The organism is Neisseria lactamica (assembly GCF_901482445.1).
GTDB classification, from domain to species: Bacteria; Pseudomonadota; Gammaproteobacteria; order Burkholderiales; family Neisseriaceae; genus Neisseria; species Neisseria lactamica.
On record NZ_LR590477.1, the window covers coordinates 1173589 to 1192330 of the forward strand.

Consider the following 18742-nt stretch of genomic DNA (forward strand, 5'->3'; position numbering starts at 1 on the left):
CATCCCGTCAGGCTTCTCCGGCTCCTTCCCTTTTTTCCGCTGCGGCAAGCGTGTCGGCAAGCAGGCGGACGAGGTTTTCAAACAGGGGCTGTTCGAGCGGGTTTTGGCTTGCGTTGCCGAACACGAGGGCGACTTCGGTATAGTCTTTCTGCCCTTTGCTGACTTTGTTGCCGTGGTAGGCGGTTTGGGCTTTTTTCAGGGCAGCTTCCCAATCTTGTTTTTGGGCAAACGCTTCGGCGGCGGCAAGCGAGGTTTTGGCAAAAAACGGCAGCGGGCGGTTTTGCCCGATATTGAAAAATGCCATCCATTCCGACAATAGCTGCAATGCCCTGTCTTGCGCGATTTCCGCCAATATTTCGGTTTCTCCGGATTGGACGATAAAGGTTTGCCGCGTTTCGGCTTCAGACGGCATAACGGCGCAAAATATCAGGTGTTCCAGCAGAAAAGCGATACGTTGCGGCGCATTGGGTTTGCCGTAGTCGTAAAACACTTGTCCGCATTGGTATAAATTGCTCAAACTGCCTTTCAGGATTTGTCCGTCCAACGGTATGGCGTATGAAAGCGGTGGCAGTTTGGGGCTGTTTAAAACCGCCGTGTCGATTTGTTTGGCAGCGGTTTGGAAGTCCTGCTGCCAAAGTCTGCCCAACTCTCCCGACGGCAGCAGGCTTTCCGCAACGATGCGGGCGGCGGTTTGGGAAAAATCTTGTCCTTCGCGCCGTGCTTCGATGTAGGCTTCGGCGATTTGATCGGCGTGTTGCGGCTCGAAGGGTTCGGCAGGCTCCCAAGCTTCGCCGATATGGGGTTCGCTCCACGCAAGCTGCTGCTGAAGCCATACTTTGACGGGATTGCGCCAGAAGCGGATAAATTCGTCCTGTCCGATTTCGGCAACGGGTTCGGCGTTTTCTACGGATTGGTCGAAAAAGGGTTGTGGCGGTTCGGGCGTTTGTCCGAGCGCGGCGGCGTAGTCGGTACGCGTGCCGAATATGCCGTCTGAACGTCCGCCTTCTTGGAAATATCGGCGCGAGAAGGCTTGCAGCGGATGCTGTTCTATCCAATTTTGTGCAAGTTGGCGGCTACCGATGCCCGCCATAGCGGCAACGGTATCGATGAGTTCGCCCAACAGCGAAGACGGGGCAAGCTCTTCGTCTTTGCGGATATCGCGCCCGATGTAGGACAGGTAGAGGATCTCGCGCGCGCTGATGAGGGCTTCGAGGAACAGGTAGCGGTCGTCGTCGCGGCGGGCGCGGTCGCCTTTGGCAGGATGTTTGGCAATCAGGTCGAATACGGCGGCTTTGGTATTGCGGGGAAAATCTCCGTCGTTCAAACCCAGCAGGCAGATGACTTTAAAAGGCAGGCTCCGCATCGGCACCATACTGCAAAAGGTGATGCCGCCGCGTAAAAAGCCTGCTTCGCTTTCGCTGTCGAGGAAGCGGCGGATGTGGCGGATGACGGTGTGCGGCGGCAACTGTCCGACGAACCCAGCCAGAGTACTCTCTTCCTGCCATTTGACCCATTCGTTTTCGAGGTTTTGGACTGCCTTTTGGTCATCGGCCCCGGTTTGGAACAATATTTCAAGCAAATCCCGGCAACGCGCCACCCATTCGCCGACCGTCGCGGGCTGCCGCCATATCCGGGCAATATCCGACAGGGTCTCGATAAAGGCGGCAAAACGTCCGAACAGGTCGGTTTGGTTCACGTCGGCATACCACGCGCTGACATCCTGCCACATCGGATTGCCGCCTTCGGGCAGCATCCAGCCCAATATCATGCGTTCTACCGCCTGCTTCCAGGTGAACAGCCGATCCGTGCCGCCGCGCATTTCTCCGTCCAAACCCCAGTGAACGTTCAAATCGGCAACCATATCGTGCAAAAGCGGCAAATCGTCCTCAGTCAGTCCGAAACGGCGCAACACGGGGGCGGTTTCCAAAAGCGCGAGCACTTTATCGACTTCAAATCGGCTTTCCAACAAGTCGAACAGGCATTCCAATGCATAAAAAAACGGTTGTCGGCGGCTGATTTTCACGTCCGAAACGGAATACGGCAATGCCTGCGCGCCGGGCTGCGCCTGTCCGAACACGGCTTCGATAAAAGGCGTATAGGGTTCGATATTCGGGGTTAATACGGCGATGTCGTGCGGCTGCCAATCGGGATGTTCATGCAGAATTTTCAACAGCTTGTCTTTGAGTATCTGCAATTCGCGCAAAGGGCTGTGTGCGGAGACGATGCGTATCGAGCCGTCGCCCGTGTTGACGCTTCCCGCCGTTTCAGACGGCATTTTCAGGTTTTGAATATCGGTTTGCAGGGCGTGCAAAAGCGTATCGCGCCCGCCTTCTTCAAATACCGGCGTTTCTTCTTCTATTTCCATTTCGTTCAAAAAGTCGAAAAAGTCGCGCCCCTGCTTGCCCAATGAAGCGAGCAGCGGATGCCCCGCCTGAGTCAAATCGGGATCGCCGCCGCCTTTGAGGATTTGCGCCGCTTCGATGACGTTGCCCCAATACATCCCGCTCGGATTGAGTGCGAACACGAACACATCGCAATGTTCGGACAGCTTGTGCAAAAGCTGCAGATACATCGGCGCCATCGTGGAAATGCCGAACACGAAATAACGCTCGGGCAGCTTATCACTGCTCAAAGACTCCAACAGCTTTTCCCACAACGCGACACGGTGCGGCGCGCTCTGCCTGCCGTCGTCGAGGTAACGCCACAGTTTGGACTGCCAGATTTCGTCGTCGCCCAAACCGATCAGCCTGCCCTGCTGCCAAGCGTCTATCCACTGAGGACGGTACACGAGGTATTGGTCGAATATGTCCGCAAGCTGTCCCGCAAGCTGATAATCCGCCGATTCGCCGCTGCCCAGATAGTCTTGCAGCACATTCCTCACATCTTCAAATTCTGCCGTATTCCGGAATGCCTCGCTGCGGAACAAATCCAGCAGCCGCCAGCGTATCACTTCGGGCGCAAACGGGCTGAGTTCCGGAATACCGGGAATCAGTTTTTTCATCAGCTTCCACGTCAGGCCGGCGGGCAGGCTGAACGACAAATTCGCCGCCACGCCCAAATCGCGGGCGAGGCAGGTATTGAGGTAGCGGCGCATCCCCTGACTCTGCACAATAATCTGTTCGGGCTGTAAAGCCGATTTCAGCGGTTTGACTTTTTGAATGCGGGCAAACAGTGCCGCCAGCGTTTCAAGACGGTTGGATTGATACAAATAAAACATGATTTCAAACAGAAGCTGTGGTCAAGTATTCGGGATTATATAGCCTTTCCCCCGCCCGCCTTCAAACAAAATGCCGTCTGAACGCTTCAGACGGCATCGGGTCATTTAAACCATCTCCTCAAAACAGGAATCCGCGACAGCAGCAAGGTATCCAGCAGCCAAATCACGGCAATGGCAAGCAGTGCGGTCGGGAAGAGCAATGCGATTGCCAATAGCGGCAATGCCATTGCCCACCAGACAGGCAGTTTGATTTTTTGCGCCGGCGGTACAATGCCCACCGCTCCGGTCGGACGGCGTTTCCACCACATCACGCAGCCGCTGATACCGATAAAAATGACGGCAAGGCAGAACAAAACGTTCGCCAACACGCTCCACCAGCCCAAAGTACCCATATGCAGCGCAATGCTTGCCGCCATAAATTTGCCGAACGGGTTGTAATCGTCAAAGCGGATGTCGGCAAGGATTTTGCCGCTGTACTGGTCGATATGCACCGTGCGGTCGGCAAACGGACTGATCATATCGTAACTCATAGAATCCTGAGACAAAGTCCACACTCCGTCCTCGCCTTTGGGCAAATTCAGCTGATAACGCCCTTTGAAACCGATTTCCCGCGCGAAACGGTCGACAGTTTCCAAAGTCATCGGCTCGCTGGGGTTAATGCCGTTTTCACCCGCAGTCGTCCCTGAGACAGGCATAGGCGTAAGCTCCAAAATCCACGGCACTTCTTTAACCTTGCCGTCATTCAATACCTCGCCGTGGGTCGGCACGACTGAAACAGGGTTCGGTTCGACACCCCATTTGCCGGCCGGGAACTGACTCCAAGCCTGCACGAACTTGCCGCCCCAAATACCTGCCCAAGCAATTCCGGACAGACAGAACAACAGCAAAATCAACGACACCCAAGTTCCAAACGCGCCGTGCAGATTCCGCCACCAAGAACGCGCCCTACCTTTTGGCGGCAGCAGCATCGCCTTGATGCCGCGCCGTTTCACCCACCAAAGGTACAAACCACTGATTATCATGATAATCGTCAGCGATGCAGCCGTTTCCAGAAGATAATCGCCTGCCGCGCCGAGCATCATATCGCTGTGGATTTCATCCATCGTGTGATACCAACCCTGATTGCGCGGCATGGTGTTGACCACTTGTGCCGTATAAGGATCGACCGCGACCATCGTTGCCTTGCCCTCATTGTTGACACGGAACACGGCAACCATATCATCGGCACGCGGTGCAATATATTGGACGACGGACGAAGTCTCCGGATTAACGGCACTGCGTGCCGCTTCTGCCTGAACAGAGAGGGGCTGCACCACTGCCTGAGGGGTGATATGAATACGCTCGCCCTCCTTGCCGGTAATATTGGCAAACAACAGCATACCCAAACCTGTAACGGCAAGCAGGGTCAAGAAGGGCATAACCAACAAACCGGCATAAAAATGCCACCTCCAAACGGTCAGATAACGCCGGTTGGTCTGATTGCCGGCTTCAGTTTTGATTTGTGTATCCATTAATCGTCCTTTTGAAAATAGGGCTGTTGTCAATGTGCGCGATTATAAACAATAAAGACTAATTCTTTATGACTAAAATCAATATTTTTTGCAACATATGAAAAAAGATTCAATTTTGAAGAAACAAATCCATATGCCGTCTGAAAGCATCAAACAATGCTGTCCGACACCCAACTGCACCATTCTTTAAACCATACAAAAATATCAGTCGGTCTGCCCGCTTAAGCATCAAAATCCACACTTTCAGACGGCATAAATCAAAAACAGGATTTCCGTTCAAAATAAAAAATCCGGATTCGATACCGAACCCGGATTCCTACATCCGACAAAGTCGGGAAACAGAGATTAGAACTTACCGCCGGACTGGTTGACCATATAGTCAACTGCAGCTTTAACCTCATCATCGCTCAAATCGCCACGACCGCCTTTTGCGGGCATCGTATTGAAACCTTCGATTGCGTGTTTGTGCAATGTGTCCTTACCTTTTTTGATGCGGTCGGCCCAGTCGGCTTTCGTGCCGACGTGGGGAATCCCCGGAATCGCATTGCCGTGGCAGGCGGCACAAACGGTTTCATAAACCTGTTTGCCGTCCACTTTGGCGGCAGGTGCGGCTTTTTCCTCGGCTTTAGGTTCTGCTGCGGCAGGTTTGGCTTCAGAAGCGGCTTGTGCTGCTTCTGCAGGAGCAGAGGCTGCGGGTTCTGCCGCCGGTGCGGGAGTCGGTGCAGGCTCGGCTTTTTTCACCGGAGCTTTGCCGTCTTTATTGGAAAGACCCCATACATAAGCAGTCATAATATGCAGTTTGTCTTTATCCAAGAAATGTCCCCACGCGGGCATTTGGCTGCTGCGTCCGTTGGTAATGGTTTCGATAATGGATTTTTGCGTACCGCCCCACAACCACACGTCATCAGTCAGGTTCGGACCCAAACCTTGGATACCTTGTCCCTTATCGCCGTGGCAAGTGAAACAGTTGGCAGGCGGACCGCTGAACAAGGCTTGTCCGCGTGCGGCACGTTCCTCATCATACTGGCCTTTGGGTTTTGAAAGGGACATCACATAATGGGCAACGTCTTTCACGCCTTCTTCGCCCAAAGCAGGGCCCCATGCAGGCATGGTCGCAACACGACCTTTTTCAATGGTCTCGTGGATTTTATCGGGATCGCCTCCCCACAGCCAATCGCTGTCGGTCAGATTCGGAAAACCTTTGGAACCTTTGGCATCAGAGCCGTGGCACTGGATACAGTAGGTATTGAACAGGTTTTGGGCGATTTGCTTGGCCTGTGGGTCTTTTGCCACTTTTTCAATCGGCATATCCGCAAACTTGGCATACAGTTTGCCGTATTGCTCATCGGCTTTTTTAACCTCTTTTTCATATTGGTTATGGCTGGTCCATTTCAGCAGGCCTTTATAGTCGCCGACACCCGGATACATAACCAGATAACCGATACCGAACAGCCACGTCAAAACATACAGCCAAAACCACCAGCGAGGCAGCGGATTGTCGTATTCGGCAATACCGTCCCACTCGTGACCCGTGGTTTGTACTTCTTCGCCCTTCTTCGGGCGTTTGACAACATTTTGAGACAGCAGCAGCCAAGCCAAAGCGATAAAGCTCAATAAGACGATGGCTGCAATATATATATTCCAGAAATTACTGGTAAATTGGGATGTTGTGTTCATTGTTTTGCTCCGTTGTCACAATATTAACGGTTTTCGCTTTTCTTATCTTGCGCATCTTGGTTTTCATCAAAAATGCTGTTTGCGGCATCATCGTAGTTTTTCTTATTCCTCCTGTTGAAGACAATATAAAGCACCAACAGGAAACAGATAAAGACCCATACCGTGAAAAGAGCGCGAATACCGTTAATATCCATGATGTTACCTTACGTTTTTCAAAGCCAGCCCCAATCCTTGCAGATAGGCGACTACAGCATCCAGCTCGGATTTGTTTGCCAAGGCTTCGGGCGCTTTTGCAATTTCCTCATCACTGTAAGGAGTCCCGACCTTACGCAAAGCCTTCATGTTGGCAACGGTTGCATCGACATCGACCTTATTGCGTGCAAGCCACGGGAATGCCGGCATATTGGACTCGGGTACGACATCACGCGGATTCAGCAAGTGAATACGGTGCCATTCGTCGGAATAACGGCCGCCTACACGTGCCAAATCAGGACCGGTACGTTTGGAACCCCATTGGAACGGATGGTCGTAAACCGACTCTCCGGCAACAGAGTAATGACCGTAACGCTCGGTTTCCGCACGGAACGGACGAATCATTTGCGAGTGGCAGTTGTAACAGCCCTCACGGATGTAAATATCGCGTCCGGCAACCTGCAGGGCATTGTAAGGCTTCACGCCCGGCGCCGGCTGCGTTGCCGCCTTGGTAAAGGCCAAGGGTACAACTTCAATCAACAGACCGACACTGACTACAAGCAGCGTGAACACAATCAGAACGCCGATTTTTTCTTCAGCCAATTGTTGTAATTTCATTTTGGTAGCCTATCTTCCTTAGTATTTTAGTGATGCTGTGTTTGGGAAACCGCAGGGATTTCAGCATCGACCGCCTTACCGCTGATGGCTGTGCGGTACACGTTGTACGCCATAATGCACATACCGCTCAGATACAATAAACCACCTGCAAAACGGATCATGTAATAAGGCATAGTGCGTTTTACGGATTCGACGAACGAATAAGTCAGCGTACCGTCATCGTTCAAAGAACCCCACATCAAACCTTGCATCACACCGGCAATCCACATCGCGGCGATATACAGTACCACGCCGATGGTGGCAATCCAGAAATGCGCTTCTACCAGCTTGGTACTGTGCATCTGTTCTTTGCCGAAGAGGCGGGGAATCATGTAATAGACCGAACCGATGGTTACGAAGCCTACCCAGCCCAACGCACCCGCATGAACGTGCGCGACGGTCCAGTCTGTATAGTGGCTCAATGCGTTGACCGTTTTAATCGACATCATCGGACCTTCAAAGGTAGACATACCGTAGAAGGACAAGGAAACAATCAGGAATTTCAGAATCGGATCTGTACGCAGTTTGTCCCACGCGCCGGACAAGGTCATGATGCCGTTGATCATACCGCCCCAAGAGGGTGCGAACAGAATCAGGGACAGAACCATACCCAAAGATTGCGTCCAGTCAGGCAGCGCAGTGTAGTGGAGATGGTGCGGGCCCGCCCACATATAGGTGAAAATCAACGCCCAAAAGTGAACGACGGACAGGCGGTAGGAATAAACAGGGCGGCCTGCTTGTTTGGGAACGAAATAGTACATCATACCCAAGAAGCCGGCAGTCAGGAAAAAGCCCACGGCGTTATGGCCATACCACCATTGAACCATGGCATCAATCGCACCGGAATAGACGGGATACGACTTCATCAAACCTGCCGGGATGCTGATGTTATTGACGATGTGCAAAAGTGCGACCGCCAAAATAAAGCCGCCGTAGAACCAGTTGGCAACGTAAATGTGTTTTACCTTGCGTTTGGCAATCGTACCGAAGAATACGATGGCGTAAGCCACCCAAACCAAAGTAATCAGAATGTCAATCGGCCATTCCAGTTCGGCATATTCCTTACCTTGGGTCCAACCCATAGGGAAGCTGACGGCGGCGGCAACGATTACCGCCTGCCAGCCCCAAAAGGTAAATGCGGGCAGCCAGCCGCCGAACAGGCGGGTATTACAGGTACGTTGGACAACGTAGTATGATGTGCCGATCAGGCCGCAGCCTCCGAATGCGAAAATAACCGCATTGGTGTGCAGCGGACGCAGGCGGCCGAAGTGGAACCAAGGTCCGATATTAGACAAGTCGAGGGCGGGAGCGAAAAGCTGGGCGGCAACGATAACGCCGACCAACATGCCCACAATTCCCCAAACTACAGTCATGATGGCGAACTGGCGCACCACTTTGTAGTTGTAAGTTTGTGTGTCCATAAGAGTCTCCATGAATTTATGGGAATAAAGATTTTTATCCTGCCGCTTCCGCAACCTGTTTAAGGCGCAATCCAGGCAAGCATATTTTTTCTAAATTTAACATATCTGCCTTATTACGCCAAGCGGAATTACATTCCCGACACCGGAGAGCCTGTTTCTTAATTCATTTTTTATTCTATATAAATCATATTGTTATAATGTATTACAACCCGACCGCCATTACTTTTGTTTCCAATTTTCCCTTTTTGTGGCACTTTATTGATGTAGGTTAAGCTGCATTTTAAAGGCATTTAATCTATCCCGTTTAACGATATATTTGATAGTTATGATTCATTACAGAATAATCCCCTCCCCTCTCGACCACGAATGGCACATCCTGCTGACATTTGTGCAAGATAATGATATTCCTGTTGAAATAAGCCTTCCGAATTGGGTGCCGGGCAGTTATCTGATTCGGGATTTTTCCCGCCACATCACTTCTATCCATGCATCCTGTAACGGCACGTCCATACCGCTCGAACAAATTGCAAAAAACCGCTGGCATGCCGCCGCCGTACGCGGAGAGTGGCAAATCCGCTACACCGTATATGCATTCGATTTGTCGGTTCGAGGTTCTTTCCTGACGACAGAACGCGGTTTTTTTGACGGGGCGTGCCTGTTTTTGAAAGTCGAGGGGAAAGAAATGCTGCCGCACCGCTTGGAATTGTCGGGTATTCCGGAAGGGTGGAGTGTTGCCACAACGCTGCCGGAAACGGGACGGTACGACTTTCAGACGGCATCTTATGCCGAATTGATCGATCGACCTGTCGAGATGGGCTTGATTGAATTTTTAGATTTTGAGGTGGCAGGCATTCCGCACACGATTGCCTTAAGCGGCATATATCCCGATTTCGACCGCGACAGGCTGGTTTGGGACATCCAAAAAATCTGCGAAACCGAATTGGCAATGTTTTCCTCCCCTGCCCCATTTGAGAAATATTTGTTCCTGCTCCATGTCGGCGACCATATTTACGGCGGTTTGGAACACGCTGACAGCACCGCCCTGCTCGCCGACCGCCACAGCCTTCCGCCGTACCCGTACCGTATAACCGATGCCGACGATGCCTACACCACATTGCTCGGACTTTTCTCCCACGAATATTTTCACGCGTGGAACGTCAAATCCATCAAACCTGCCGCATTCGTCCCTTATGACCTCGACAAAGAAAACTATACCGAACAACTATGGGCATTCGAAGGCATTACATCCTATTACGACGATTTGTTTTTGGCACGCAGCCGCACCATCTCGCCCGAATCTTATTTAAACCTGCTGGCACAAGGCATTACGCGCGTACAACAAACCCGCGGCCGTTTGAGGCAGACCTTGGCGGAATCGAGTTTTACCGCGTGGAACAAATTTTACAAACCGGATGAAAACAGTCCGAACGCCATCGTCAGCTACTACCAGAAAGGCGCGCTTGCCGCATTGTGCCTTGATCTGATAATACGCAACCGAAGCAACGGCAGACATTCCCTTGATACGGTAATGGACAAACTCTATCGGGAGTGGAGGGACACACACTCGGGTATTCCGGAAAAACACTGGCAAATCCGTTGTCAGGAAATTACCGGCTTGGATTTGACAGATTTTTTTCAGACGGCATTGTACAGCACCGAAGATTTGCCGCTTGCCGAATGCCTGGCAACCGCAGGCGTGAAACTGACCTTCCTGCAGCTTCCCCGACAACACGGCGGCGGATATTCGGAACACATCTGCCCCATCCCGCCGACGGGCGATTTCGGCGCACGCTTCAAACAAAACGCCGACCATATCGTCCTGACCCATGTCTTCAACGGCGGCAACGCGGAATCTGCGGAACTGTACCCGCAAGACAAAATCATTGCTTTAGACGGTTATGCCTGCACCGACTTTGCCGCACAATGGGCCCGATACCCCTTCGGGGCAAGAATCAATATCCACTTCTTCCGTGCCGGCGTATTGCGTCAAACCGTCTTGTGGGTTAAGGCAGCGGCGGCGGATACTGCTATCCTACATATCACAGACCGGAACCTGTTGGAAAACTGGTTGTTCGGTTAAACTTTCAGACGGCATTGCACACAAAATGCCGTCTGAAAGACTTTCAGACGGCATTCGTTCAAGCGTCAAACTTTATTGCGCCTTGGTTTCCGTTACAAAACCGATTTTGGTAATCCCTGCCTGACGGGCGGCCTCCAACGCTTTGTTTACATAATCGTATTCTACCGCCTTGTCTGCCGCAATGGCCACAATCACGTTTTCATTCTGCTCCTTGGCGGCTTTCAGACGGCTTTCCACTTCCCCGATTTCCACTTTGCTTGCAGAATCTCCGCCGACATAATAACCGCCGTTTGCATCAATCGTCAGGCGCAAGGGATCTTTAGGCTGTTTATCCTGCTTGTTTGCCTGCTCGGACGCGGTCGGCAGTTCCAAAGGGATGGAATGCGTCAGCACCGGCATAGTAATCATAAACACAATCAGCAACACCAGCATCACGTCCACCAACGGCGTAACGTTGATGTCGGACATCGGCGAATCGTCGCCGGAATTCATCGAACCAAATGCCATAATCAGCTATCCTTTTGATTAAGCAGGCGGACATGCAAATCGTGCGCCATCGCATCCAAATCCTGAGCCAGTGTTTTCGTGCCGCGATTGAGGAAGTTGTATGCCAACACCGCCGGAATCGCCACAAACAAACCCGCCGCCGTCGCCACCAGTGCCTCGCCGATCGGGCCGGCAACTGCCGCAATGCTCATCTGCCCGCTTTGTCCGATATTGATCAGGGCGTGGTAAATCCCCCAAACCGTGCCGAACAGCCCGATAAACGGCGCGGTCGCGCCGATAGAGGCAAGCGCGGTCATCCCGTAATCGAACCGGCGCATAATTTGAGCCATACTGTTGCGGATTTGAATAACCAAATACTCGTTCAACGGCAAAGCCTGCGCCAGTTCGGACGCTTCGCTCCGGCGGTAGTTGCGGTAAGACTGCAACGCCTCTTGCACCAGCTTGGACAAAGGCGCATCGACGGCTCGCACTTTTTCGACCGCGTCGCCCAAAGGCAGAGTATCACTCATATGCCGTTTGACGGCGGCGTTTCCTTTACGCGCCTGATACAGCTTGATGCAGCGCAAGACAATCAGACACCACGTTACGATACTCATCAGCAGCATCAACACAAACACACCGATCAGGACGGGATCGCCCGATTCAAACACTAATTTCAAATTCATAATGATTCCAACACTGAAAAAACCAATCAAACATCCAGGCTGCCGCAAACCGCTGCGGCAACCGCCTAATTCAATTCAAACTTGACGGGGACTTTAAACTCCGTCCAGGCATTGGCTTGAAAATGCCCGTTTTGCGCCGCCTTGCGTGCCGCATTGTCCAAACGGGAAAAACCGCTGCTTTTCACGACTTTGACGGACTCGACCCTGCCGCCCGGAGAAACCAAAACGCTCAAAACAACCGTACCCTGCTCGTCATTTTCCATAGAAAGCGTGGGATAGGCCGGGCGCGGGATGCTGCCGTTGGCGCGTAAAGGATTGCCTTTGCTGCCGCCGGCACCTGTTCCGCCGCCGCTGCCGCCGGTTCCTTCCCCGTGTTCGCCTTTGGCTCCGCCGCTGCCTTTGCCGCCGCCTTCACCGCGCCCTGTTCCGTCACCTTTGGTACCGCTGCCTTTACCTTCCCCGCCGTCCTGTCCTGCGCCGGCTTTGGCGGGCGCATTGCCGGGATGTTCGGCAGGTTTTTCAGACGGTTTCTCTGCCGGCTTTTCCACCGGTTTGGGTGCCGGCTTCACTTCCGGCTTAGGCTCGGGCTTCGGTTTTTCTTCAGGCTTCGGCTTTTCCTTGGGCTGCCGGATATCCGCATCCGCCTTTTTTGTAACCACCGGCTTCAAAACCGGTTTGGGCGGCTCGACAGGTTTGGGCGGTTCGGGTTCGGGTTGCGGCTCGGGCGCGGCAGGCGCACCTGCGCCCTCGGGCGTACCGTCCCCTCCGCCAAAGTCGCCCAAATCGACAAATTCGATGACATTTCCGGACTCTGTCACAGGCAGCTTGTGCGCCTGCCAGAGCAATGCCACCATTGCCAAATGCAGCAGTGCGACGGAAAACACGACTGCGGGGGTTAAAATTCGTTCTTTATCCATAATTCGGGCATAATAATAGCAACAATTCCTATTTGCAACCTATTTTTATCATTCGCCTTTATATGAATACTGTTTTTATATTCACAAAATCCATATTGAAACAATATATTATGATAAATTCTCAGATGCCTGCGGACAAATGGGGCGGCTCTGCCTGTCTTCCCGTTCCAACAAAATCGGGTTAAATGATATATTGCCGCCTTTATCCGGCAGCCGGTTGCGGCTGCGTACCAACCTTTATAAAGGAAAATTATGTTTCGGAACTTTGACTTGGGCGTGTTCCTGCTTGCCGTCCTGCCCGTACTGCTCGCCATTACCGTCAGGGAGGTGGTGCGCGGCTATACGGCGCGCTACTGGGGAGACAACACTGCCGAACAATACGGCAGGCTGACACTGAACCCCCTGCCCCATATCGATCCGGTCGGCACAATCATCGTGCCGCTGCTTACTTTGATGTTTACGCCCTTCCTGTTCGGCTGGGCGCGTCCTATCCCTATCGATTCGCGCAACTTCCGCAACCCGCGCCTTGCATGGCGTTGCGTTGCCGCGTCCGGTCCGCTGTCGAATCTGGCGATGGCTGTTCTGTGGGGCGTGGTTTTGGTGCTGACTCCGTATGTCGGCGGGGCGTATCAGATGCCGCTGGCTCAAATGGCAAACTACGGTATTCTGATCAATGCGATTCTGTTCGCGCTCAACATCATCCCCATCCTGCCTTGGGACGGCGGCATCTTCATCGACACCTTCCTGCCGGCAAAATATTCCGCCGCATTCCGCAAAATCGAACCCTATGGGACGTGGATTATCCTGCTGCTTATGCTGACGGGCGTATTGGGTGCGTTTATTGCACCGATTGTGCGGCTGGTGATTGCGTTTGTGCAGATGTTCGTCTGACTGGCTTTCAGACGGCATAAACGTTCCAAAAAACGCGGCAGGACATATTGCCCTGCCGCTTTTTTTTTGGTTTTACAATGCCCTGTCGAAATAAAGCGGCACGCCCGATTTTTCACTCATACCGATTAAATAACCCATCGTTTTCCGAGGGAACGCGATGCCGCGCACCACGGTCAGATTCCTCAAAACGGGAAAAACCAAAATATCCTCCATACCGATTCCGCCGTTGATGCCGTCTGAAGTACCGTCCATCAGATTCTCCAACTCTTGCAAATCTGCGTTTATCCGTTCGAGGTATTGGGCGGTTTTGTTCAAATTGGCGGAAAAGCTGCCGATGCTTTTCTCTTTTTTGTCCGTGAAATATTTAACCGCTTCGGCAGTAGCGAACTCGGGCAGCCCGATTTTGATTACGCGCGGCTGCACCAGTTTGTTGTTGTATCCGTCCACCTTGTCCAGCCACGCCTGTATTTCGGGGCGGACTTCGTCTTTCAGACGGCCTTCGCGGTCGAAATGGCGCACAATGTCCAAACTCTCGCCCATAAACGAACCGTCCTCTTTTTGCAGGACGGGTACTTGTTTCGCACCGATCATACCGATCGGCGTTGCCTCGTCGTCGTTTGCCAGCACGACTTCTTCAACGTCCGCGCCCAACAGCCCCGCCGCCATCCGCGCACGCACGCAAAACGGGCAATGGTCGTAAATATACAGTTTCATCAAAATATTCCTCGTCAATCTGTCGGTACCGGCTACCTTAACACCCCGCTCCGCCCGAAACAAGTTTATAGTGGATTAAATTTAAATCAGGACAAGGCGACGAAGCCGCAGACAGTACAGATAGTACGGCAAGGCGAGGCAACGCCGTACTGGTTTAAATTTAATCCACTATATCTTCCCGCCTATGCACCGTAAATAAATAAGCTGTTACAATAAACTCGTTTTTAGCGGAACGGAAAGACCCATCATGACCGCCACCAGCCCGATTCAAGACACGCAAAGCGCGACCCCGCAAGAATTGCGCGAATGGTTCGATAGCTACTGCGCCGCGCTGCCGGACAACGATAAAAAACTTGTCTTTGCCGCCCGTTCGCTGGCGGAAGCACATTACCCCGCCGATGCCGCCACACCGTACGGCGAGCCGCTGCCCGACCACTTCCTCGGCGCGGCGCAGATGGTTAACGAACTCGACCTGCTCCCCGATGCCGTCGCCGCGACGCTGCTTGCCGACATCGGACGCTACGTCCCCGACTGGAATCTCTTGGTTTCCGAACGCTGCAACAGCACCGTTGCCGAGCTGGTCAAAGGTGTGGACGAAGTGCAGAAGCTCACCCACTTCGCCCGCGTGGACAGCCTCGCTACGCCGGAAGAACGCGCCCGGCAAGCCGAAATTATGCGGAAAATGCTGCTGGCGATGGTTACCGATATCCGCGTTGTCCTGATCAAACTGGCAATGCGTACGCGCACCCTGCAATTTTTAAGCAACGTTCCCGACAGTCCCGAAAAACGCGCCGTCGCCAAAGAAACCCTCGACATCTTCGCCCCGCTCGCCAACCGCTTGGGCGTGTGGCAGCTCAAATGGCAGCTCGAAGACCTCGGTTTCCGCCATCAAGAACCCGAAAAATACCGCGAAATCGCGCTGCTTTTGGACGAAAAACGCACCGAACGCCTCGAATACATCGAAAACTTCCTCAATATCCTGCGTACGGAACTGAAAAAATACAATATCCACTTCGAAGTCGCCGGCCGTCCGAAACACATCTACTCCATTTACAAAAAAATGGTGAAGAAAAAGCTCACTTTCGACGGCTTGTTCGACATCCGCGCCGTGCGGATTTTGGTCGATACCGTCCCCGAGTGTTACACCACGCTGGGCATTGTCCACAGCCTCTGGCAGCCCATCCCCGGCGAGTTCGACGACTACATCGCCAACCCCAAGGGCAACGGCTATAAGAGTTTGCACACTGTCATCGTCGGCCCGGAAGACAAAGGCGTGGAGGTGCAAATCCGCACCTTCGATATGCACCAATTCAACGAATTCGGTGTCGCCGCCCACTGGCGTTACAAAGAGGGCGGCAAAGGCGATTCCGCCTACGAACAGAAAATCGCCTGGTTGCGCCAACTCTTGGACTGGCGCGAAAACATGGCGGAAAGCGGCAAGGAAGACCTCGCCGCCGCCTTCAAAACCGAGCTGTTCAACGACACGATTTACGTTTTGACCCCGCACGGCAAAGTCCTTTCCCTGCCCACAGGCGCGACCCCCATCGACTTCGCCTACGCCCTGCACAGCAGCATCGGCGACCGCTGCCGGGGCGCGAAAGTCGAAGGGCAAATCGTGCCGCTGTCCACGCCTTTGGAAAACGGACAGCGCGTTGAAATCATTACCGCCAAGGAAGGGCATCCTTCCGTTAACTGGCTCTACGAAGGCTGGGTCAAATCCAACCGTGCCATCAGCAAAATCCGTGCCTACATTCGTCAGCAAAACGCCGACACCGTACGCGAAGAAGGCCGCGTCCAGCTCGACAAACAGCTTGCCAAACTCACGCCCAAGCCCAACCTGCAAGAACTTGCCGAAAACCTCGGCTACAAAAAGCCCGAAGACCTCTATACCGCCGTCGGACAAGGCGAAATTTCCAACCGCGCCATCCAAAAAGCCTGCGGCACGCTGAACGAACCGCCGCCCGTGCCCGTCAGCGAAACCACCATCGTCAAACAGTCCAAAATCAAAAAAGGCGGCAAAAACGGCGTGCTCATCGACGGTGAAGACGGCTTGATGACCACGCTTGCCAAATGCTGCAAACCCGCGCCGCCCGACGACATTGTCGGCTTCGTTACCCGCGAGCGCGGCATTTCAGTGCACCGCAAAACCTGCCCCTCTTTCCGACACCTCGCCGAACACGCACCTGAAAAAGTGTTGGACGCAAGCTGGGCGGCGTTGCAGGAAGGACAAGTAATCGCCGTCGATATCGAAATCCGCGCCCAAGACCGCGCAGGGCTTTTACGCGACGTATCCGACGCGCTCGCCCGCCACAAACTCAACGTTACCGCCGTGCAAACCCAGTCCCGCGACTTGGAAGCCAGCATGAGGTTCACGCTCGAAGTCAAACAAGTCAACGACCTCCCGCGCGTCCTCGCCGGCCTCGGCGACGTCAAAGGCGTATTGAGCGTTACCCGGCTTTAAATACAAAAATGCCGTCTGAAAGACGAATATCGTTTCAGACGGCATTTTGATTGCCGGTTTTTTATCCGGCCTGTCAGACAGTACTCGCACGATTTATATCTAAATAATCAATACCCGCTTCATCGAATTTCGTTTCCAATTCTTCTACCGAATGAATATCTAGAAAAAGCCTCTCTTGACGGGTAATCGGCAATAACCAGAAAAATCGGACATTATCCATATATTCCAACTCTTGCCCATAAGGATAAGGCAGAGAAATCAGAAAATGCCAGAAGGATGATTGTCCAACCCACGGTCTGCCGATATTGACAGTTTTCCCTAATTGAAATCGATCGGGATAATGCATACTTGCCGATGCCAGCATCGCCAAGGTCTCAATATGTTCGGGCGTTTCAAACGGGCTGACGATAAAAAACTCCTGTCCTAAAAATGAACCTATCCCGGAGCTGACATAAACCCAAGGCTCATCTTCATGATTAGGAATCACTTGGAAAACTTGGAAATCGGGAAGTTCTTCGACAATCCTCCCTAAAGCCCAAGTAAATCCTTTAATTTCATGATGTTTCCAAAAATTTTGCAAATGAGATAAAACAGTTTGGTTGTAGTCCATGCTTTTTAGCCTGTTTTCAAAGGTCGCCTGAAACCTGAAACAAGGTTTTTCAGACGGCATTGACCGTTTGAAGAAGGTATTTACCAAGTAAACGGTTTCCTATTCATATCCGAAAGGTTGCCAACTTCATTATCCAGCAAGAACTGCTCAAAAGCATTCCAACCCTTTTTTTCCACCAATTCTGCTTCCTGTTTATACAACGGGACAAGCAAAGGGAAAACAATATTGTAGTGTTCGCCATGACAGACTTGGAAATCATCGTCGAAATAAAATGGGGCGGAAACATACAGTGCGTCCATTTTTGTTGAATCAACAATGCTTCTGGGCAAATAAATAACCTGCCCTCGAAGAAGAATTTTTTTGTTCTCAATGATGGTTTCTGCCAACCATCTTAAAAATGGAAAAATCTGATTTTCATCATATTTTAAAGAACATACAAAAAGTATTTCAAATCTGCTTTTATAATTCAGATCATGTTTGCTTAACCCTAAAGTAATATAAGTTTTTAAATCGCTGTCAGGGGAAGAGGGAATAGCTGCGATATTTAATTTGTACCGATTTCCCGAATCGCTTTTCGAGCCATGAGAAATAGTGCCTATATATTTTTCAATATGATTAATCATATTTTTCTTAGCTTCCCATCACTGTATCGAATAATCATAGACCGGGTTGAGACAAAACGCCTTGTTCCCATTGATAGAAAGTCCGTCTGAAAAGTAAAAGTGTTTCAGACGGACTACGTTTGCCGACTATCCGGCCCACTTTATTATCCAATGAGATTCTTGCAGGTATTCTTTTAATATTTCTAAGTTTTCGACCCAGTCATCGTAACTGTCAAATGATGAGAATTTGTCATTTGAAGATAACAGTATCAGAAATCCACCGGTATTTTCCTGGTCATCAATAATTTTTATGAATTTTTCTTCAGGATTGCCCCCATTCAGGATAACCCCCAAAGTATTGAATTTTATTTCCATAGACATCCCCTAATCTTTAATGGGAATATGGTTATTTGTTAGTGGTTTTTTCTTATTCGGGCCTATCCATTTCCAAATGGACATATAGTCTGCTCCGCACCACTTTCGAATAACAGCCCGCTTCCCGCTTTCAAATCTTCCGCTTTAATCTATTTGCCGTCCGAATAAAACGGATGGATGCGGTTGGAAATCAGGGTTTGGCTGCTACCGATGCCGTCTGAACAGCGGAAATGGCTTTCAGACGG

General features: G+C 51.8%; 16 protein-coding genes and 2 pseudogenes. 4 read left to right on the forward strand and 14 right to left on the reverse strand.

The window, feature by feature from the left end:
* Positions 1 to 7: 7 nt before the first annotated feature.
* The 6 genes from recC to ccoN all read right to left on the reverse strand — a co-directional run bounded on the left by recC (position 8) and on the right by ccoN (position 8675).
* Positions 8 to 3217: an exodeoxyribonuclease V subunit gamma gene (recC, locus tag FGL10_RS06130; protein WP_003706990.1), complete on the reverse strand. Its 3210-nt coding sequence runs from the start codon at positions 3215 to 3217 to the stop codon at positions 8 to 10.
* Between the two features lie 101 nt (positions 3218 to 3318).
* On the reverse strand, positions 3319 to 4728 hold the full coding sequence (locus tag FGL10_RS06135; protein ID WP_003706991.1) for a PepSY-associated TM helix domain-containing protein: 1410 nt from the start codon (positions 4726 to 4728) through the stop codon (positions 3319 to 3321).
* 345 nt (positions 4729 to 5073) lie between these two features.
* Positions 5074 to 6405 carry a cytochrome-c oxidase, cbb3-type subunit III gene (ccoP, locus tag FGL10_RS06145; protein WP_003706993.1) on the reverse strand — a complete coding sequence of 444 codons (1332 nt, stop codon included), beginning with the start codon at positions 6403 to 6405 and terminating at the stop codon, positions 5074 to 5076.
* A gap of 23 nt (positions 6406 to 6428) precedes the next feature.
* On the reverse strand, positions 6429 to 6599 hold the full coding sequence (locus FGL10_RS06150; RefSeq protein ID WP_003706994.1) for a CcoQ/FixQ family Cbb3-type cytochrome c oxidase assembly chaperone: 171 nt from the start codon (positions 6597 to 6599) through the stop codon (positions 6429 to 6431).
* 4 nt (positions 6600 to 6603) lie between these two features.
* Complete coding sequence (gene ccoO, locus FGL10_RS06155; RefSeq protein ID WP_002212596.1) at positions 6604 to 7215, reverse strand: cytochrome-c oxidase, cbb3-type subunit II; 612 nt, start codon at positions 7213 to 7215, stop codon at positions 6604 to 6606.
* A 26-nt stretch (positions 7216 to 7241) separates the two neighbouring features.
* Positions 7242 to 8675 carry a cytochrome-c oxidase, cbb3-type subunit I gene (gene ccoN, locus FGL10_RS06160; RefSeq protein WP_025457570.1) on the reverse strand — a complete coding sequence of 478 codons (1434 nt, stop codon included), beginning with the start codon at positions 8673 to 8675 and terminating at the stop codon, positions 7242 to 7244.
* A gap of 325 nt (positions 8676 to 9000) precedes the next feature.
* On the opposite strand from ccoN, the gene FGL10_RS06165 reads away from it, so the two are divergent.
* Positions 9001 to 10755 (forward strand): M61 family metallopeptidase, encoded by a 1755-nt coding sequence (locus FGL10_RS06165; protein ID WP_003706997.1) that lies wholly within the window; start codon positions 9001 to 9003, stop codon positions 10753 to 10755.
* 72 nt (positions 10756 to 10827) lie between these two features.
* On the opposite strand, the gene FGL10_RS06170 is transcribed toward FGL10_RS06165, so the two are convergent.
* The 3 genes from FGL10_RS06170 to FGL10_RS06180 form a co-directional block, all read right to left on the reverse strand.
* Entirely contained in the window at positions 10828 to 11262 is a 435-nt protein-coding gene (locus tag FGL10_RS06170) for an ExbD/TolR family protein (RefSeq protein ID WP_003706998.1), read from the reverse strand.
* Positions 11263 to 11264: 2 nt separating this feature from the next.
* Positions 11265 to 11927, reverse strand: a complete 663-nt coding sequence (exbB, locus tag FGL10_RS06175; protein ID WP_003706999.1) for a TonB-system energizer ExbB — start codon at positions 11925 to 11927, stop codon at positions 11265 to 11267.
* 65 nt (positions 11928 to 11992) lie between these two features.
* Entirely contained in the window at positions 11993 to 12844 is an 852-nt protein-coding gene (locus FGL10_RS06180) for an energy transducer TonB (protein WP_003707001.1), read from the reverse strand.
* Between the two features lie 252 nt (positions 12845 to 13096).
* On the opposite strand from FGL10_RS06180, the gene FGL10_RS06185 reads away from it, so the two are divergent.
* Complete coding sequence (locus FGL10_RS06185) at positions 13097 to 13735, forward strand: site-2 protease family protein (RefSeq protein WP_003707007.1); 639 nt, start codon at positions 13097 to 13099, stop codon at positions 13733 to 13735.
* Positions 13736 to 13807: 72 nt separating this feature from the next.
* On the opposite strand, the gene FGL10_RS06190 is transcribed toward FGL10_RS06185, so the two are convergent.
* On the reverse strand, positions 13808 to 14449 hold the full coding sequence (locus FGL10_RS06190) for a GrxB family glutaredoxin (protein ID WP_115119498.1): 642 nt from the start codon (positions 14447 to 14449) through the stop codon (positions 13808 to 13810).
* A gap of 57 nt (positions 14450 to 14506) precedes the next feature.
* On the opposite strand from FGL10_RS06190, the pseudogene FGL10_RS12055 reads away from it, so the two are divergent.
* Together FGL10_RS12055 and FGL10_RS06200 are read left to right on the forward strand one after the other, a co-directional pair.
* A pseudogene (locus FGL10_RS12055) lies at positions 14507 to 14626 on the forward strand (IS5/IS1182 family transposase); the annotation flags it as partial.
* A gap of 70 nt (positions 14627 to 14696) precedes the next feature.
* Complete coding sequence (locus FGL10_RS06200; RefSeq protein WP_003707011.1) at positions 14697 to 16910, forward strand: RelA/SpoT family protein; 2214 nt, start codon at positions 14697 to 14699, stop codon at positions 16908 to 16910.
* A gap of 73 nt (positions 16911 to 16983) precedes the next feature.
* Here the strand turns inward: FGL10_RS06200 and FGL10_RS06205 are convergent, their stop codons facing one another.
* The 4 genes and pseudogenes from FGL10_RS06205 to FGL10_RS06220 form a co-directional block, all read right to left on the reverse strand.
* Positions 16984 to 17520 (reverse strand): suppressor of fused domain protein, encoded by a 537-nt coding sequence (locus tag FGL10_RS06205; RefSeq protein ID WP_036469045.1) that lies wholly within the window; start codon positions 17518 to 17520, stop codon positions 16984 to 16986.
* A gap of 80 nt (positions 17521 to 17600) precedes the next feature.
* Positions 17601 to 18143: a suppressor of fused domain protein gene (locus tag FGL10_RS06210; RefSeq protein ID WP_003707016.1), complete on the reverse strand. Its 543-nt coding sequence runs from the start codon at positions 18141 to 18143 to the stop codon at positions 17601 to 17603.
* Between the two features lie 126 nt (positions 18144 to 18269).
* Entirely contained in the window at positions 18270 to 18497 is a 228-nt protein-coding gene (locus tag FGL10_RS06215; protein ID WP_036469064.1) for a hypothetical protein, read from the reverse strand.
* 83 nt (positions 18498 to 18580) lie between these two features.
* Positions 18581 to 18730: pseudogene (locus FGL10_RS06220) on the reverse strand (polymorphic toxin-type HINT domain-containing protein); the annotation flags it as partial.
* Positions 18731 to 18742 lie beyond the last annotated feature (12 nt).

What these genes read in the sequence shown, in the direction of transcription:
- recC (WP_003706990.1), bottom strand. Translation starts at nt 3,217, where the DNA reads ATGTTTTATTTGTATCAATCCAACCGTCTTGAAACGCTGGCGGCACTG.
- FGL10_RS06135 (WP_003706991.1), bottom strand. Translation starts at nt 4,728, where the DNA reads ATGGATACACAAATCAAAACTGAAGCCGGCAATCAGACCAACCGGCGT.
- ccoP (WP_003706993.1), bottom strand. Translation starts at nt 6,405, where the DNA reads ATGAACACAACATCCCAATTTACCAGTAATTTCTGGAATATATATATT.
- FGL10_RS06150 (WP_003706994.1), bottom strand. Translation starts at nt 6,599, where the DNA reads ATGGATATTAACGGTATTCGCGCTCTTTTCACGGTATGGGTCTTTATC.
- ccoO (WP_002212596.1), bottom strand. Translation starts at nt 7,215, where the DNA reads ATGAAATTACAACAATTGGCTGAAGAAAAAATCGGCGTTCTGATTGTG.
- ccoN (WP_025457570.1), bottom strand. Translation starts at nt 8,675, where the DNA reads ATGGACACACAAACTTACAACTACAAAGTGGTGCGCCAGTTCGCCATC.
- FGL10_RS06165 (WP_003706997.1), top strand. Translation starts at nt 9,001, where the DNA reads ATGATTCATTACAGAATAATCCCCTCCCCTCTCGACCACGAATGGCAC.
- FGL10_RS06170 (WP_003706998.1), bottom strand. Translation starts at nt 11,262, where the DNA reads ATGGCATTTGGTTCGATGAATTCCGGCGACGATTCGCCGATGTCCGAC.
- exbB (WP_003706999.1), bottom strand. Translation starts at nt 11,927, where the DNA reads ATGAATTTGAAATTAGTGTTTGAATCGGGCGATCCCGTCCTGATCGGT.
- FGL10_RS06180 (WP_003707001.1), bottom strand. Translation starts at nt 12,844, where the DNA reads ATGGATAAAGAACGAATTTTAACCCCCGCAGTCGTGTTTTCCGTCGCA.
- FGL10_RS06185 (WP_003707007.1), top strand. Translation starts at nt 13,097, where the DNA reads ATGTTTCGGAACTTTGACTTGGGCGTGTTCCTGCTTGCCGTCCTGCCC.
- FGL10_RS06190 (WP_115119498.1), bottom strand. Translation starts at nt 14,449, where the DNA reads ATGAAACTGTATATTTACGACCATTGCCCGTTTTGCGTGCGTGCGCGG.
- FGL10_RS06200 (WP_003707011.1), top strand. Translation starts at nt 14,697, where the DNA reads ATGACCGCCACCAGCCCGATTCAAGACACGCAAAGCGCGACCCCGCAA.
- FGL10_RS06205 (WP_036469045.1), bottom strand. Translation starts at nt 17,520, where the DNA reads ATGGACTACAACCAAACTGTTTTATCTCATTTGCAAAATTTTTGGAAA.
- FGL10_RS06210 (WP_003707016.1), bottom strand. Translation starts at nt 18,143, where the DNA reads ATGATTAATCATATTGAAAAATATATAGGCACTATTTCTCATGGCTCG.
- FGL10_RS06215 (WP_036469064.1), bottom strand. Translation starts at nt 18,497, where the DNA reads ATGGAAATAAAATTCAATACTTTGGGGGTTATCCTGAATGGGGGCAAT.